Origin of the sequence: Bacillus cereus group sp. MYBK139-1 (assembly GCF_051916915.1) — a bacterium.
Taxonomy (GTDB): domain Bacteria; phylum Bacillota; class Bacilli; order Bacillales; family Bacillaceae_G; genus Bacillus_A; species Bacillus_A pacificus.
Window position 1 is genome coordinate 1 of sequence record NZ_JBQAHO010000014.1, and the last position, 14,872, is coordinate 14,872.

The window sequence follows — 14,872 nt, forward strand, 5'->3', positions numbered from 1 at the left end:
CTCTCCAATAAAGTTAGTTTGTCTAGCATCTAAAATAAAAATTGACGTTTCACGTTGTTTGTTTCGTTTAGTTTTCAAAGTTCAACATCGCGTTTCAGCGACTTTTATAATTTAACATTTTGCGTTAAATCTGTCAACAACTTTTTTCTTTCGTTCCTGACGACGCTTATTAATTTACCATATTAATCATTAACAAGTCAACACTTTTTAAAAAAATGCCAAAATAAATTTATCTTGGCATGATATAAAGCTTAATAACCACTAATGCAGCAACACCGGGTAAACCTAATAAACTCGTGATTGTTGCGGTGCCCAAGTTAATTGGAATATGAAAATCAAAATACGTTCCTACAACATTTACGATAAAAAGTAATGCTACTCCCAAAGTAACATGAAAGAGCGCTTTTCCTATAAAACGTAACGGCTTAGAAGAAACACCAAAAACAAGGAAAATAAAAACTAACGCAAGAATACCAACAATAATAACTGTAGAATTCATTTTTTCCTCCTTATGAATGACCTATACACATTTATTTGTATGGGACAAGACGATAAAAAAGAACGTTTATTATATAACTCCAGTCGTTTCATCTTATTTACCTTGATTCGGCTACACATTCTTCACAAAAAAACATTAATCGATCTTTCCAAACGAAGTGACTACTACATATTTAACGAATAAAATAAAAAGGCTCTGCTTTTTCAGCAGAACCTTTTACCATTGTTCCATCTTCACAGGACGACGTTTTGCTTCTTTTAGCAAGAAGAAATATTTCGCCTCTGCTATTTTCAAAGAACAAAGTACATCTTGAGATGGTTCAACACTTTGTTCAACCATTCTCTTTTGACGTAACCATTCATTCTTCACTTTTTCTAATAGTACAATTAGCTTATCATCATACTCTTTACGCAATTTACCCTTTTTTTGAAAGAACATTTTTGTTTCTCCTCTTATACTTCTCTACGACCTTCTAACGCTTTCGACAGTGTCACTTCATCTGCATATTCTAAATCTCCACCAACTGGCAGACCGTGTGCAATACGAGTTACTTTAATACCTGTCGGTTTTAAGAGGCGGGATATATACATCGCTGTAGCTTCCCCTTCAATATTAGGATTTGTTGCTAATATTACTTCTTGTACTGTTTCATCGTGTAGTCGCTTTAGAAGTTGCGGGATATTAATGTCTTCTGGTCCAATTCCCTCCATTGGAGAGATAGCACCACGTAACACATGATATACACCTTGATACTCTTTCATCTTTTCCATCGCGATTACATCTTTCGGTTCTTGCACGACACAAACAACTGATTGATCTCGATGTGAATCATTACAAATATAACAAGGGTCACGGTCAGTAATATGCCCGCATACAGAACAATATGCTAAGTCTCGCTTCGCATTTACAAGTGCTTTTGCAAAACCTAACACATCATCTTCTTTCATATCTAATACGAAAAACGCCAATCGAACCGCTGTTTTCGGTCCGATTCCTGGCAATTTCATAAAACTATCAATTAGTTTTGATATTGGTTCTGGATAATGCATATATCAATATCCTCCTAGAACATTCCACCCGGTAAGTTTAAGCCTTTTGTAAATTTACCCATTGTAGAGTTTGAAAGTTCATCAGCTTTTTTAAGTGCATCGTTTGTTGCAGCTAACACTAAGTCTTGTAACATTTCGATATCTTCTGGATCTACAACTTCTTCTTTCACTTTTACTTCAAGAATTTGCTTATGACCATTTGCAATAACTGTGATCATACCGCCGCCAGCTGTACCTTCAACTGTTTTTTCACCAAGTTCTTCTTGCGCCTTTGCCATTTCCTTTTGCATCTTTTGCATTTGTTTCATCATGTTATTCATATTTCCCATTCCGCCACGCATCATAATTAATTCCTCCTAATTATCATTACTCTTTTATTTCAATGAGTTCTTGCCCTACTAATTTTACAGCCTCTTCTATAAGAGGATCTTCTTTTTTCTCTGGGCTTTCTTCAGAACTTCCACCTTCACGCTGTAAAAAATCTTCACGGATTTTACCCCATTCACTTTTTGGAATGGCAATCATATTTAATCTTTTACTTAGCAATTCAAATAAAGTTTGTTCCACTGTATCCATAGCCTCTCGATTTTCGCTTGCCATTTTACAGTGAATCTCATATTGGAACGCTAAAACGTAAGTATCATCTGAAGCCGCTACCGGTTCGCTATTTTCTAACAAAACAGCAAACGCTACTTTGTTGTATGCTTTGAGTCTTCCTAACAACTCTCCCCATACAGCTTTTAATTGCTCTAAATCTTGACGCTTCGCTTGCTTTAATACTTCATTTACGCGTCCGACAGGTATCTTCATACTTCCTGTCCGTACTGGCTTTGGTGCTGCACGCGTCTCTCTGACTTCCTGCTGCACACCGGCCGGCACACCATTCTTTTTGACTTGTTCTAACTCTTTCTCCAATTGCTGCATCCTGTTCATAATTGCTTGTAAACGATCTGCACCATTTGCTTGCATCATAAACTGTTGACACAGTTGTACCATAACAACTTCTAAGAAAATTCGCGGATGATTTGTCCACTTCATTTCCTGTTGTGCTTTACTAAGAGTATGAATGATCTCATAGATTACTTCCGGTTGCATTTCTTCACTTAACGTCCGGAATTGCTCATCTACCATTACTCGTTCCAACATATGTTCCAATTGTGGTGAAGTTTGATATAAAAGTATATCACGATAATAGTAAATGAAATCTTCCATAAAGCGAACTGGATCTTTCCCTTTACCCATCATCTCATCTATGATACGTAATGCTCTTGATACATCATTTTCACGTATACATTCTACTAAGTTTCCTAAGTATTGCTGAGAAACAGACCCTGTTACAGCTAATACATCTTCTGTCGTAACGGTCTCATCACTATAAGATATTGCCTGATCAATAAGACTGAGCGCATCACGCATACCACCTTCAGCGGCACGTGCAACAATTTGTAACGCCTCATCTTCTACTTGCGTACCTTCATTGTTCACAACTGTCGATAATCTCTCAACAATATCATTTACTGATATCTTTCGAAATTCGAAACGTTGGCAACGCGAAATAATTGTAGGCGGTATCTTATGCGGTTCTGTTGTCGCCAAAATAAAGATAACATGTCCTGGCGGTTCTTCTAACGTTTTTAAAAGCGCATTGAAGGCACCCATGGAAAGCATATGAACTTCATCAATAATGTATACTTTATATTCTACAGCACTTGGAGCATATTTTACTTTATCTCTAATATCTCGAATTTCATCTACACCGTTATTTGAAGCCGCATCAATTTCTAATACATCTGAAATAGATCCTTGTGTAATCCCCAAACAAGAAGGACATTCATTACAAGGTTCAGCTACCGGAGCATGTTCACAGTTAATTGCTTTTGCAAACACTTTTGCAATTGTCGTTTTCCCTGTTCCCCTCGGCCCAGAAAATAAATAAGCATGTGAAACTTTCTCTTGAAGAAGGGCATTTTGCAACGTTTTTGTCACGTGCTTTTGACCGACTACATCTTCAAACTTTTGCGGTCTCCATGTTCGGTATAACGCTTGGTATGACACGAAAATACGGCCTCCCTCAAAGGTTATTATCTCATTTATTATAACCCATTCTGTTTATAGATTCCAAAAGTTATTTTCTATACAAAAAACCCACCTTAGTATTAAGGTGAGTTTTGTATACATATATAACTGCCGTGCACCTTCTGTCGATTACGTACCATAAGCGTTACTTAAGCAGTTAGCTCGGTTCAGGCACTCCTGCGGCACACGAGAAGACCCGCTTATTGCTGCTTCCTTCCGGACCTGACAAGGTTCACGGGGTCCCGTTGCGCAGGACCCAAACGTCAACACCACTTACTTAAGGCAGACCTTACAGCAACATAACCTCGAGAAGGGATTCGGCCTCGCTAGAGCGGATTGCGAGTATAGGGCACCGCTACCTCCCCGCTTAGCACGGCAAAGTTAAAACCAATATTCGGTTGCCTTCATTAAAGGCACTATCAGTATAACTTGTTTTTTTATAAAATGCAAATACGTTAATTCTCTTTACTTTTCTCTAATTTCTTAATCGCTTTTCTTTTTTTACGAAGCGCTCTAAAAAAGTTCGTTAACAGCGTACCGCACTCTTCTTCTAATACACCAGCTACTACCTCGCATTGATGATTAAAGCGTTCATCCGTTAACAGATTCATCAATGTCCCTGCACATCCACCTTTCGGATCACTCGCACCATATACAACTCGCTTTACTCGTGATAAAACAATTCCACCTGCACACATCGGACAAGGCTCTAATGTTACATATAACGTCGCATCTTCTAAACGCCATGTCCCTAATTTTTTGCACGCCTCATCAATAGCTAACAACTCAGCGTGAGCTATCGATCTTTGCTCAGTCTCCCTTAAATTATGAGCAACACTAATTACTTCACCATCCAACACTATAACTGCCCCAATCGGTACTTCCTGTATTGCCTCTGCTTTTTTAGCCTCTTCTATTGCTAACTGCATAAAATAAATATCTTGATCACGTTCCATAACATAGTCCTTTCATTACAAATAAAGTACACTTATTTCCATTTACTACACATGGGATAACTTTTATAAATTCAATCCACCCTAAGAAAAAAGAGAGGGGATTACATATGAAGAATACTGCCTTACTCATTATCGATATGATTAATGACTTTCAATTTTCACACGGGCCTATCCTAGCCAAAAAATGCGAAATTATAACCAATCCTATTTTACAATTAAAGAAAACAATGAAATCCTTCGGTTGCCCCATCATTTATATTAATGACCATTATCAACTTTGGAGGTCTGATATTGACCAATTGATTACTCATTGCACAAATGAGTATAGTAAAAATATCATTCATCAGATCGCTCCAAATGCTGATGATTACATTTTTATTAAACCACATTATTCTGCTTTTTATGAAACACCTTTAAATTCTTTATTAGGCTATTTAAAAATAGAAAATCTAATATTAACAGGTGTCGCCGGGAATATATGTATCCTCTTTACAGCTAACGATGCTCATATGAGGAATTATACATTGTATGTACCACAGGACTGTATTGCATCTAATGATGATCAGGATAACCTGCATGCTTTAAAAATAATGGAAGCCACATTAAAAGCAAATATAGTACCGTCGTTTCAAATAAAATTTAATTAATACATATATCTATTTTCCAACTTTTTATATCAAATTAACCCGCTCGCTTCCCTCTTGTGCTACAATAATTCTGTTTTGTGTTTTTAGTAGTCACGGTAAATCACTGATTGAAAGGAGGAAACAGCGTGACCGGAGTACCATTTATCACGGTTGAAGGACCAATTGGTGTTGGAAAAACTTCACTTGCGAAGGAAATTTCAACTCACATGCAACTCCACTTACTGAAAGAGATTGTTGATGAAAACCCCTTTTTAGGAAAGTTCTATGAAGACATCGACGAATGGAGTTTTCAAACAGAGATGTTCTTTCTTTGTAATAGATACAAACAATTAGAAGATATTAACATAAAGTATTTGAATCAAAGGAAGCCAGTAGTAGCGGATTATCATATATTCAAAAATGTAATTTTTGCATCCCGTACATTAAAAGATTCTCAATACGACAAGTACATGCAAATCTATCGTATCCTTACACAAGATATGCCAGTTCCAAACGTTATCGTTTATTTAACAGCTAGCCTCGAAACATTACAAAAGCGAATCGCAATGCGCGGAAGAGAATTCGAAAAAAATATGGATCCAAATTACTTACTACAGCTCACAAAAGATTACGAAACAGCAATGGATGCTTTTAAAAAGGACCATCCGGATATCCCAGTATTGAAATTTAACGGAGACGATATGGATTTTGTAAAAAATCCTGATGATTTAAACGTCATCCTATCTGCCCTTCAAAATACTCTCTTAAAGGAGTCGAAATAATAATGAATTTAAGGCAAAAATATGATATACCAAATGACGCAGTAATCACTATCGCTGGAACAGTAGGTGTCGGTAAATCCACTATGACAACTGCATTGGCTAACGCTTTAGGGTACCGCACATCATTTGAAAAGGTAGATTCTAATCCGTATTTGGACAAGTTCTATGCTGATTTCACACGCTGGAGCTTTCACTTACAAGTGTATTTTTTAGCAGAACGGTTTAAAGAACAAAAAAGAATTTTTGAATACGGTGGCGGTTTTGTTCAAGATCGCTCTATCTATGAAGACACTGGCATTTTTGCAAAAATGCATCACGAAAAAGGTACAATGACGGAAACTGATTATGAAACATATAAAGGTTTATTTGACGCTATGGTCATGACTCCTTACTTCCCTCATCCAGATTTATTAATTTACTTAGAAGGTTCTTTCGACGATATTGTTGATCGTATCCAAGAACGTGGACGTCCGATGGAACAGCAAACACCAATCGAGTATTGGAAAGAGATGCATGGGCGTTATGAAAACTGGATTAACAACTTTAATTCATGCCCTGTTTTACGATTAAACATTAATGAATACGATATTTTAAAAGATGGCGATTCCATTGAACCAATCATAAAAAAAATCGGTCATTTTTTAAAACAAACACGTAAACTTGTAAAATAAAAAACCCGTGCATATGCACGGGTTTTTCTATTAAATTACTTTTTCTTTGTTGGAGCAATAATTTCACTCTCAGGTTTTCCAGCGTTAATGCGCTGACGAACAGTACTTGTACTAATATCGTACGCCTCAGCAATCTCTTTAACAGTCATTTCTTTCCCGTTAATTACTGCTGTTAATACTTTACCTGTACGTTTTGGAGCTGCTTCTTTCTTTACAGCTTCTTTTTTAACTTTTTTTGGTGCCTCTACTTTTGTTGCAGTTTGCTTTACATCACAAGTGCAACCACAAAGTTTACGGAATGTATCATCGCTAATAATGCGTGATACATTTGCACCACTGTTTAAAATTCTATTGTTCTTACAGACAGGACATTGTACATAATATAAAGTTTTTCCATCTAAAGGAAACGTTTGTATAATAAGATCCATGTTGACTCCTTTCATATCTATGAAGATAATCATCGGAATATGAGTGTGTAATAAGGACAAAATCGCCTTACACCATACTTTATGATTGGTTTTAAAATAAAAACTCGTTACGTGTGGTAACGAGTTCTCCAATCTCCACTTATATGCGCTGTTGTCAATTATATCTGGAGGAGGTAGAGGGATTCGAACCCCCGCGCGACTCTCGCCGCCTGTCGGTTTTCAAGACCGATCCCTTCAGCCAGACTTGGGTATACCTCCATATTGACATCAAATATAATATCAAAAGAAAAACAGTTAGTCAACCCTACTAAAATAAATTATGAGGAAAGGAAAATTTTACTTTTCCTCTCCTATATTATAGTACTGACAACGCTCATAATTACCAATCACTCATACCGATGAATGTTTATAAATTTACTTAATAACTGTTTTTCCTCCCATATAAGGGCGAAGAACTTCTGGAATTATAATTGTACCATCTTCTTGTTGGTAGTTCTCTAAAATAGCTGCCACCGTACGTCCAATTGCAAGACCAGATCCATTTAATGTATGAACATGTTCTGGTTTGCCGTTTGGCTCACGACGGAAACGGATATTTGCACGTCTCGCTTGGAAAGCCTCGAAATTACTACAAGAAGAGATTTCACGATATGTGCCATAGCTTGGAATCCATACTTCAATATCGTATTTCTTCGCTGCCGTAAATCCTAAATCGCCTGTGCACATGCTCATAACGCGATATGGCAACTCTAATAATTGTAACACGCGTTCTGCATCATTTGTTAGTTTTTCTAACTCTTCATAAGAATCTTCTGGTTTTACGAACTTCACAAGCTCTACTTTATTGAACTGGTGCTGACGAATTAAACCACGTGTATCACGGCCAGCTGAACCTGCTTCAGAACGGAAACAAGAGCTAAATGCAGCATATCTTATAGGCAATTGATCTTTATTTAAGATCTCATCACGGTGCATATTTGTTACAGGTACTTCAGCTGTTGGAATTAAGAAGTAGTCTTCACTTTCAATACGGAATGCATCTTCTTCAAACTTCGGAAGTTGTCCTGTCCCTGTCATGCTTGCACGGTTTACCATATAAGGAGGTAATACTTCTTCATATCCATGCTCATCAGTATGAAGATCAAGCATAAAGCTAATTAAAGCACGCTCTAATCTTGCGCCAGCACCTTTGTAGAATACGAAACGGCTTCCTGTTACTTTTCCAGCACGTTCAAAATCTAGAATTCCTAAATCTGTAGCAAGATCCCAATGTGGTTTTGGTTCAAAAGCAAATTCCTTTACTTCTCCCCAAGTGCGAGCTACTACATTATCATCCTCTGTTTCACCAACTGGAGCAGATTCGTGAGGAATATTTGGAATAGATAGCATCAATCTTTCTAGATCTTCTTCAACTGTACGAAGTTCATTATCAAGATCTTTTACTTTTTCTCCAACTTCACGCATTTCTAAAATTAGAGCTTCTGCATCTTTCTTTTCGCGCTTCAATACAGAGATTTGTTGAGATACTTCGTTACGTTTACTTTTTAGTTCCTCTGTTTGAACAAGTAGTTCTCTTCTTCTCGTATCCAACTCTTCAAAGCGACCAAAATCAGTTAAATCTTCGCCTCTATGCTGTAACTTTGCTTTTACTTCTTCAAAATTTGTACGTAAAAATTTAATATCAAGCATTATATACTCCTCCTTTTATTTTATAAAACACAAAAAACTCCCGTCCCTATATAAAGGGACGGGAGTTAACCCGCGTTGCCACCCTAGTTGAAAGCATTACCGCCTTCCTCTCAAGTAGAAATAACGGCTCTTCACCGGGAATGTTTACTAATCATAAAGATATTCCACATTCCATTCCAGGATGGATTCACAAACTGTTTCTATCGATTTCCACCAACCATCGACTCTCTATAAGAAACGACATTTGTTACTACTTCCTATCAACACGCTTATTTTATAAAATTGTTACCATCAATTTACTATAATCTTATACAAGTTGCAAGTTACTTATACAACTTTTTTCATTTTCGCTTCTTTTACCATTTCTACAAAGTATGCTGTTACACGATGATCATCCGTTAATTCCGGATGGAAAGAAGCAGCTAAAAACGACCCTTGCCTTACAGCCACCATTCGATCACCATGTGTAGAAAGCACTTCAACATCATCTGCTACATTTACAACATACGGAGCACGAATAAATACGCCAACAAAATCTTCTCCCACACCTTTAATAGAAAGTGCAGCTTCAAAGCTATCTTTTTGACGTCCAAACGCGTTGCGCTCAACTGTAATATCCATAGCACCAATATGTGCTTCGTCATAGCCAATAAGTGTTTTTGCAAGAAGAATCATTCCTGCACATGTACCAAACATTGGTTTACCAGACTTCGCGAATGTACGAAGTGGCTCCATGAAAGCATACTTATCAATAAGACGGCGCATAGTTGTACTTTCACCGCCTGGTAAAATAAGACCATCAATCTCTTCAAGTTGTTCTATACGCTTTACAATAACAGCTTCTGCACCACTTGCTTCAACTGATTTTACATGTTCACGAACTGCACCTTGAAGACCTAGTACACCGATTTTCACCATTTTAAAGTTCTCCTTCAATTACCATCCACGCTCTTGCATGCGTTGCTCTGGTAGTAACGTTGAAATTTCGATACCTTTCATCGCATTACCTAATCCTTTAGAAAGGCTTGCAATTAATTCGTAATCCTCATAATGAGTTGTCGCTTCAACAATTGCACGCGCAAATTTCGCTGGATTCTCTGATTTAAAGATACCAGATCCAACAAATACACCATCCGCACCAAGTTGCATCATTAACGCTGCATCTGCTGGTGTTGCTACACCACCTGCTGCAAAGTTTACAACCGGCAAACGACCAAGGCGTTTAATTTCAAGTAGTACTTCATAAGGAGCACCAGTATTTTTTGCATATGTCATTAACTCATCTTCACGTAGACTTGCAACTTGACGGATTTCTGCATTGACTTGACGCATATGACGCACTGCCTCTACAATGTTTCCTGTTCCTGGTTCACCTTTTGTACGAAGCATAGATGCACCTTCTGCAATACGACGTGCAGCTTCTCCGATATCACGGCAACCACATACAAATGGAACTGTGTAATCACGTTTATTTAAATGGTATACTTCATCGGCAGGAGTTAATACTTCACTCTCATCGATATAGTCTACCCCTAATGATTCTAATACACGTGCTTCTACAAGGTGACCGATACGGCATTTTGCCATAACCGGAATTGACACAGCACCCATAACTTCTTCAACAATTGTTGGGTCTGCCATACGAGAAACGCCACCTGCTGCACGAATATCTGCTGGTACACGCTCTAATGCCATAACGGCAACGGCGCCTGCCTCTTCTGCAATTTTTGCTTGTTCAGCGTTAATTACGTCCATAATAACGCCGCCTTTTTGCATTTCTGCCATTCCACGTTTTACACGTTCTGTCCCTGTTACATTTGTCATGTTACAAAAACCCCCCTAGGTGAATTGCTTTTCCCCGTTAAAGGCGAAAATTAAGAATACTCTTACATTCTACCACTAACTATCAGATGCTTGTCTACTACTTTTTCATAAAGTCGGTATGAAAAATAGGAATAAGAAAAAGCCCCTACAATGAGGAGCTTTTAAAACCAACCTTTTACTGTATCAACAGCACTATTCCATATACCACTAAAGAAAGAACCAATTCCGCGCATAGCACGAGTAAACCAGTTTGCTTCTTCTACTTCAGCTGTTGTTACAAGATCCACTTGCAACGACTTACCAGTTAAAAATCCAGGATCGTTTGTATCTTTTGGCGTAATGACCATTTGACCAAGCGCAGCTCCCTTTTTAATAGGTGCCTCTTGTCCCTTACTTGATTCTTTTAATTCTGTTTTATAAACATCTTTACTTCCTTTTGGTACTGGAAGTGAAATGGCTTGTTTCGTTTGAACTGCTACATCTTTATCTTTCGCATTTTCTACTCGTACTGTTTCTTGTCCTTTTACTGAAGAACCTTTTTTATACATTTGTTTCATTTCAAAGTTAGCAAATCCATAATCATATAGCTTCTTTGTTTCATCAAAACGTGCTGTATGAGAACTTGTTTTAATCACTACAGAAATAAAACGCATACCGTTTCTTTCAACCGTACCAGTGAAACAATCTCCCGCTTCTGGAGTTGAGCCTGTTTTTAGGCCATCTACGCCATCATATTCTTTAACTAAGCCCTTTAACATCCAGTTCCAGTTCGACATTGCAAACTTCTCTTTTTCTGGACGGAATTCTTTTTTCGGGATTTTTGCTGTATCTAACACTTTTGGATAATCTTTAATTAAATGTTGTGCTAAAGTTGCAACATCCTTTGCAGACATTTTATTTTCTTCATCCGCTGTTGTTCCTTCTGGATGCATTCCCTTTAAATCTTTATTCGTTAAACCTGTAGAATTGACAAATTTATAATTTTTCAACCCTAGTTCTTTCGATTTATCATTCATCATTTTTACGAAATCTACTTCTTTACCTGCAATTGCTTCTGCTAATGCAATCGTTGCACCATTTGCAGAGAAGATTGCCATTGCCTCGTATAACTCTTTTACTGTATAAGAGCCGCCATTTTCTAATGCCACATTTGATAATGAAGCATCCTGTGAAACTTTATACGCATATTCAGAAACCTTAATTTTCTGATCCCACTTAAGCTTTCCTTTATCCACTGCTTCGTGAACTAAATACTCACTCATCATCTTCGTCATACTAGCAATGGATAATAATTCATCTGCATTCTTTTGATATACAATTTTTCCAGAATTCGCTTCAACTAAAATTGCCGCACCTGCTTCAATATTTAAAGCGGCTCCTGTTTCAGCTGATGCATTGCTATATGGTAACAACATACTACAAGCTAGTGTAAGCATTGTTACTAGTGCAATGAATCTTTTGCAAAACATACCTTTCACTTTTGCTACCCCCAATATCTATGTACTCACATAACCGTTATTCTAACATAATCAAAAAAAAATAGACAGAGATATAAAATCTCCGTCTATTTATATATAAGACATTATAATGAGTAGTTTGGAGCCTCTTTTGTAATTTGTACGTGATGAGGATGACTTTCAAGTAAACCAGCACCTGACATACGAACAAATTGTGCATTCTCACGTAAGAATTCTAAATCTTGTGCTCCGCAATATCCCATACCCGCACGTAATCCACCGACTAATTGATGAACCGTATCTGCTAAAGGTCCTTTATATGGTACTCGTCCTTCAATACCTTCTGGAACAAGTTTTTTATTTCCTTCTTGGAAATAACGATCTTTACTTCCTTTTTCCATCGCTCCGACAGAACCCATACCACGATATACTTTAAATTGGCGACCTTGATAAATTTCAGTTTCACCAGGACTTTCAGCAACACCAGCAAACATACTACCTAGCATAACAACATGTGCTCCTGCTGCTAAAGCTTTAACCATATCACCAGAGTACTTAATACCACCGTCAGCGATAACTGGGATACCGTGTTTACGAGCTTCTGTTGCACAATCATAAACCGCTGTTAATTGTGGTACACCAACCCCAGCTACAACACGTGTTGTACAGATAGAGCCTGGTCCAATACCAACTTTAACTACGTTTGCACCTGCTTCAATTAATGCTCTTGTTGCTTCAGCAGTAGCAACATTTCCAGCGATAATATTTAATGATGGATACTTTGCACGAACTTCTTTTACTTTATCAATAACGCCTTGAGAATGTCCATGAGCTGTATCAAGTACGATTGCATCTACGCTAGCTTTTACTAATGCGTCAATGCGAGTCATAGCATCAGCCGTTACACCAACCGCTGCTCCAACTAATAAGCGCCCTTGCTTATCCTTCGCAGAATTTGGGAATTCAATTACTTTTTCAATATCTTTTATTGTAATAAGCCCTTGTAATACACCGTTGTTATCAACAAGAGGGAGTTTTTCAATTTTATACTTTTGTAGGATCTTTTCAGCCTCATCTAGCGTTGTACCAACTGGAGCTGTAATTAGCTGTTCTTTTGTCATTACGTCGGAAATTTTGATTGAGTAGTCTTGGATAAAACGCATATCACGGTTTGTAATAATACCAACTAATTTTCGCTCGTCTAAATTATTTACAACCGGTACACCTGAGATACGATATTTCCCCATAAGGTGCTCTGCATCATACACTTGATGTTCTGGAGTTAAAAAGAAAGGATCTGAAATAACACCACTTTCAGAACGTTTTACTTTATCAACCTGCTCGGCTTGTTGTTCAATAGACATATTTTTATGAATAATTCCTAAACCGCCTTGACGAGCCATTGCAATAGCCATATCCGCTTCTGTTACTGTATCCATTCCTGCACTAATTAACGGGATGTTTAACTGTAAGCTTTCAGATAAAACTGTTTTAACACTTACTTCTCTTGGTAGTACATCTGACTTTGCTGGTACAAGTAATACGTCATCAAAAGTCAAACCTTCTTTAACAAATTTAGATTCCCACATAATTGTTCCCCCCATGATACCAGAAATTATTATTAGTAGCTTATCAATTGGTTAAAATACTGTCAAGGACGTATATATATGTTAGAATTTTTAGACAATAAAAGGAGCGTAATATATGCATCAAACACATTGTACTTGGCAGCAATTAAGTTTCTTCTTTTCATCTCAAAATGTACAACGTTATCTTGCCCGTTGTTATGAAAAATCCTCCATACAAAATGCTGAAAAAAAAAGTTTTGAAAATTGTTATCCCTTTATTTATTACTTAGAACATGGGAAAAATTATTATGAATTATATAAGGTAGCTCCCTTTTCAATTCAGCCAATGTTATTGTTTTATGGAATGAGCCAACTTTTTAAAGCATGCTTATTAACTATTGATCCGAACTATCCTGAATCCACTACTGTTTTAGCTCATGGTGTTACGACTCGTAAGCGGAAAAAACAGGGCTATCAATTTTTAGAAGATGAGGTAAAGGTACAAAAAAATGGATTATTTACTCATGTTGCAGAACAGCTGTTTCACATGAAACACTTAGAATCAGAGAAGTTTAACATGTTGGATTTAATGGGGAATATTCCTGAATTACAAAACTTATTTCGCTATAGTCAACGAGGTGCCACTTTGTATAAAATTGATTCAACAAATGCAAATGAACTTTCCTTTTCAGTCAATATACTAGATCGACTTCATATGACTTCAGAAAGATTTTCACGTTATATTGAATCAATTTGTAAGCACTTATCCGTGCAACATGTTACTGGGAAACCGAGCGCCTCCAATTTGCTTTTTACAGCTCCTATTCAATCGTGGAATCCTATATATAGTACGCCTTTATACTACGAATATCTCGCTGATACTTATTACTTACCACTTACAACTGACCCTAGAAATCCTAAACCCGTATTACCTGAACTTCTTGTTCACTATTTATTGCTCTACAATTTAAGTATGATTTCTAGATATGAAACAGATTGGTGGTATGATTTACTTGGAAGCTATGGCTCTGAAGATTACCCATTTATTTATCAATTTCTTACTATTTCGGCTCAAAAAATTCCTTACTACATTTCGAATTTTTTACTAGCAGAACCGAGCCTATTTCATGGGAAATAAAAAAACACAAGTCAAAAGACTTGTGTTTTTAGTTGCTTGGCGACGTCCTACTCTCACAGGGACAAGGTCCCAACTACCATCGGCGCTAGAGAGCTTAACTTCCGTGTTC

The 14,872-nt window shown here is 37.2% G+C and carries 16 protein-coding genes, 1 tRNA gene, 1 other RNA gene and 1 other annotated feature; of the genes, 4 read left to right on the forward strand and 14 right to left on the reverse strand.

Going from position 1 to position 14,872, the window contains the following annotated elements:
• Positions 1 to 229 precede the first annotated feature (229 nt).
• From ACTFRS_RS28235 to tadA, 7 genes are all read right to left on the reverse strand, one after another.
• Entirely contained in the window at positions 230 to 499 is a 270-nt protein-coding gene (locus ACTFRS_RS28235; RefSeq protein WP_440025868.1) for a pro-sigmaK processing inhibitor BofA family protein, read from the reverse strand.
• Between the two features lie 216 nt (positions 500 to 715).
• A complete protein-coding gene (locus tag ACTFRS_RS28240; RefSeq protein ID WP_000466020.1) occupies positions 716 to 937 on the reverse strand; it encodes a YaaL family protein in 222 nt (73 codons plus the stop codon).
• A gap of 14 nt (positions 938 to 951) precedes the next feature.
• Positions 952 to 1,548, reverse strand: a complete 597-nt coding sequence (recR, locus tag ACTFRS_RS28245) for a recombination protein RecR (protein ID WP_000559169.1) — start codon at positions 1,546 to 1,548, stop codon at positions 952 to 954.
• Between the two features lie 14 nt (positions 1,549 to 1,562).
• The gene (locus ACTFRS_RS28250; protein WP_001996460.1) at positions 1,563 to 1,889 is read right to left on the reverse strand and encodes a YbaB/EbfC family nucleoid-associated protein; all 327 of its coding nucleotides are present in this window, start codon (positions 1,887 to 1,889) and stop codon (positions 1,563 to 1,565) included.
• Between the two features lie 25 nt (positions 1,890 to 1,914).
• Positions 1,915 to 3,603: a DNA polymerase III subunit gamma/tau gene (gene dnaX / locus ACTFRS_RS28255; protein WP_440025870.1), complete on the reverse strand. Its 1,689-nt coding sequence runs from the start codon at positions 3,601 to 3,603 to the stop codon at positions 1,915 to 1,917.
• A gap of 132 nt (positions 3,604 to 3,735) precedes the next feature.
• An RNA gene (ffs, locus tag ACTFRS_RS28260) (signal recognition particle sRNA large type) lies at positions 3,736 to 4,000 on the reverse strand.
• 79 nt (positions 4,001 to 4,079) lie between these two features.
• Positions 4,080 to 4,580: a tRNA adenosine(34) deaminase TadA gene (tadA, locus tag ACTFRS_RS28265; RefSeq protein ID WP_000439009.1), complete on the reverse strand. Its 501-nt coding sequence runs from the start codon at positions 4,578 to 4,580 to the stop codon at positions 4,080 to 4,082.
• 107 nt (positions 4,581 to 4,687) lie between these two features.
• Between tadA and ACTFRS_RS28270 the strand changes: the two genes are divergently transcribed.
• The 3 genes from ACTFRS_RS28270 (at position 4,688) to ACTFRS_RS28280 (ending at position 6,659) form a co-directional block, all read left to right on the forward strand.
• Positions 4,688 to 5,227, forward strand: a complete 540-nt coding sequence (locus ACTFRS_RS28270; protein ID WP_440025872.1) for an isochorismatase family cysteine hydrolase — start codon at positions 4,688 to 4,690, stop codon at positions 5,225 to 5,227.
• A 125-nt stretch (positions 5,228 to 5,352) separates the two neighbouring features.
• Positions 5,353 to 5,988 (forward strand): deoxynucleoside kinase, encoded by a 636-nt coding sequence (locus ACTFRS_RS28275; RefSeq protein WP_000148224.1) that lies wholly within the window; start codon positions 5,353 to 5,355, stop codon positions 5,986 to 5,988.
• 2 nt (positions 5,989 to 5,990) lie between these two features.
• Entirely contained in the window at positions 5,991 to 6,659 is a 669-nt protein-coding gene (locus ACTFRS_RS28280; RefSeq protein ID WP_001053585.1) for a deoxynucleoside kinase, read from the forward strand.
• A gap of 35 nt (positions 6,660 to 6,694) precedes the next feature.
• Here the strand turns inward: ACTFRS_RS28280 and ACTFRS_RS28285 are convergent, their stop codons facing one another.
• The 7 genes from ACTFRS_RS28285 to guaB form a co-directional block, all read right to left on the reverse strand.
• Positions 6,695 to 7,087, reverse strand: coding sequence for a DUF3797 domain-containing protein (locus ACTFRS_RS28285; RefSeq protein WP_000364200.1), 393 nt, complete (start codon positions 7,085 to 7,087; stop codon positions 6,695 to 6,697).
• A 165-nt stretch (positions 7,088 to 7,252) separates the two neighbouring features.
• Positions 7,253 to 7,345 (reverse strand) — tRNA-Ser (locus ACTFRS_RS28290).
• 156 nt (positions 7,346 to 7,501) lie between these two features.
• Positions 7,502 to 8,776 (reverse strand): serine--tRNA ligase, encoded by a 1,275-nt coding sequence (gene serS / locus ACTFRS_RS28295; protein WP_000884180.1) that lies wholly within the window; start codon positions 8,774 to 8,776, stop codon positions 7,502 to 7,504.
• 51 nt (positions 8,777 to 8,827) lie between these two features.
• Positions 8,828 to 9,049 (reverse strand) — a binding site (T-box leader).
• A 54-nt stretch (positions 9,050 to 9,103) separates the two neighbouring features.
• Positions 9,104 to 9,694 (reverse strand): pyridoxal 5'-phosphate synthase glutaminase subunit PdxT, encoded by a 591-nt coding sequence (pdxT, locus tag ACTFRS_RS28300; RefSeq protein WP_139869836.1) that lies wholly within the window; start codon positions 9,692 to 9,694, stop codon positions 9,104 to 9,106.
• An 18-nt stretch (positions 9,695 to 9,712) separates the two neighbouring features.
• Entirely contained in the window at positions 9,713 to 10,600 is an 888-nt protein-coding gene (pdxS, locus tag ACTFRS_RS28305) for a pyridoxal 5'-phosphate synthase lyase subunit PdxS (RefSeq protein ID WP_000186156.1), read from the reverse strand.
• Between the two features lie 161 nt (positions 10,601 to 10,761).
• Entirely contained in the window at positions 10,762 to 12,069 is a 1,308-nt protein-coding gene (gene dacA / locus ACTFRS_RS28310; protein WP_012644137.1) for a D-alanyl-D-alanine carboxypeptidase DacA, read from the reverse strand.
• A 113-nt stretch (positions 12,070 to 12,182) separates the two neighbouring features.
• Complete coding sequence (guaB, locus tag ACTFRS_RS28315) at positions 12,183 to 13,646, reverse strand: IMP dehydrogenase (protein ID WP_000264079.1); 1,464 nt, start codon at positions 13,644 to 13,646, stop codon at positions 12,183 to 12,185.
• Between the two features lie 115 nt (positions 13,647 to 13,761).
• Here guaB and ACTFRS_RS28320 point away from each other — a divergent pair, with 115 nt between their 5' ends.
• The gene (locus ACTFRS_RS28320) at positions 13,762 to 14,763 is read left to right on the forward strand and encodes a YaaC family protein (RefSeq protein ID WP_139869837.1); all 1,002 of its coding nucleotides are present in this window, start codon (positions 13,762 to 13,764) and stop codon (positions 14,761 to 14,763) included.
• Positions 14,764 to 14,872 lie beyond the last annotated feature (109 nt).

Bases quoted from the DNA above. Each gene is read 5' to 3' on its own strand.
- ACTFRS_RS28285 (WP_000364200.1), bottom strand. From the start codon at position 7,087: ATGGATCTTATTATACAAACGTTTCCTTTAGATGGAAAAACTTTATAT.
- ACTFRS_RS28320 (WP_139869837.1), top strand. From the start codon at position 13,762: ATGCATCAAACACATTGTACTTGGCAGCAATTAAGTTTCTTCTTTTCA.
- ACTFRS_RS28280 (WP_001053585.1), top strand. From the start codon at position 5,991: ATGAATTTAAGGCAAAAATATGATATACCAAATGACGCAGTAATCACT.
- recR (WP_000559169.1), bottom strand. From the start codon at position 1,548: ATGCATTATCCAGAACCAATATCAAAACTAATTGATAGTTTTATGAAA.
- guaB (WP_000264079.1), bottom strand. From the start codon at position 13,646: ATGTGGGAATCTAAATTTGTTAAAGAAGGTTTGACTTTTGATGACGTA.
- ACTFRS_RS28270 (WP_440025872.1), top strand. From the start codon at position 4,688: ATGAAGAATACTGCCTTACTCATTATCGATATGATTAATGACTTTCAA.
- tadA (WP_000439009.1), bottom strand. From the start codon at position 4,580: ATGGAACGTGATCAAGATATTTATTTTATGCAGTTAGCAATAGAAGAG.
- ACTFRS_RS28250 (WP_001996460.1), bottom strand. From the start codon at position 1,889: ATGCGTGGCGGAATGGGAAATATGAATAACATGATGAAACAAATGCAA.
- serS (WP_000884180.1), bottom strand. From the start codon at position 8,776: ATGCTTGATATTAAATTTTTACGTACAAATTTTGAAGAAGTAAAAGCA.
- pdxS (WP_000186156.1), bottom strand. From the start codon at position 10,600: ATGACAAATGTAACAGGGACAGAACGTGTAAAACGTGGAATGGCAGAA.
- pdxT (WP_139869836.1), bottom strand. From the start codon at position 9,694: ATGGTGAAAATCGGTGTACTAGGTCTTCAAGGTGCAGTTCGTGAACAT.
- ACTFRS_RS28240 (WP_000466020.1), bottom strand. From the start codon at position 937: ATGTTCTTTCAAAAAAAGGGTAAATTGCGTAAAGAGTATGATGATAAG.
- ACTFRS_RS28235 (WP_440025868.1), bottom strand. From the start codon at position 499: ATGAATTCTACAGTTATTATTGTTGGTATTCTTGCGTTAGTTTTTATT.
- dacA (WP_012644137.1), bottom strand. From the start codon at position 12,069: ATGTTTTGCAAAAGATTCATTGCACTAGTAACAATGCTTACACTAGCT.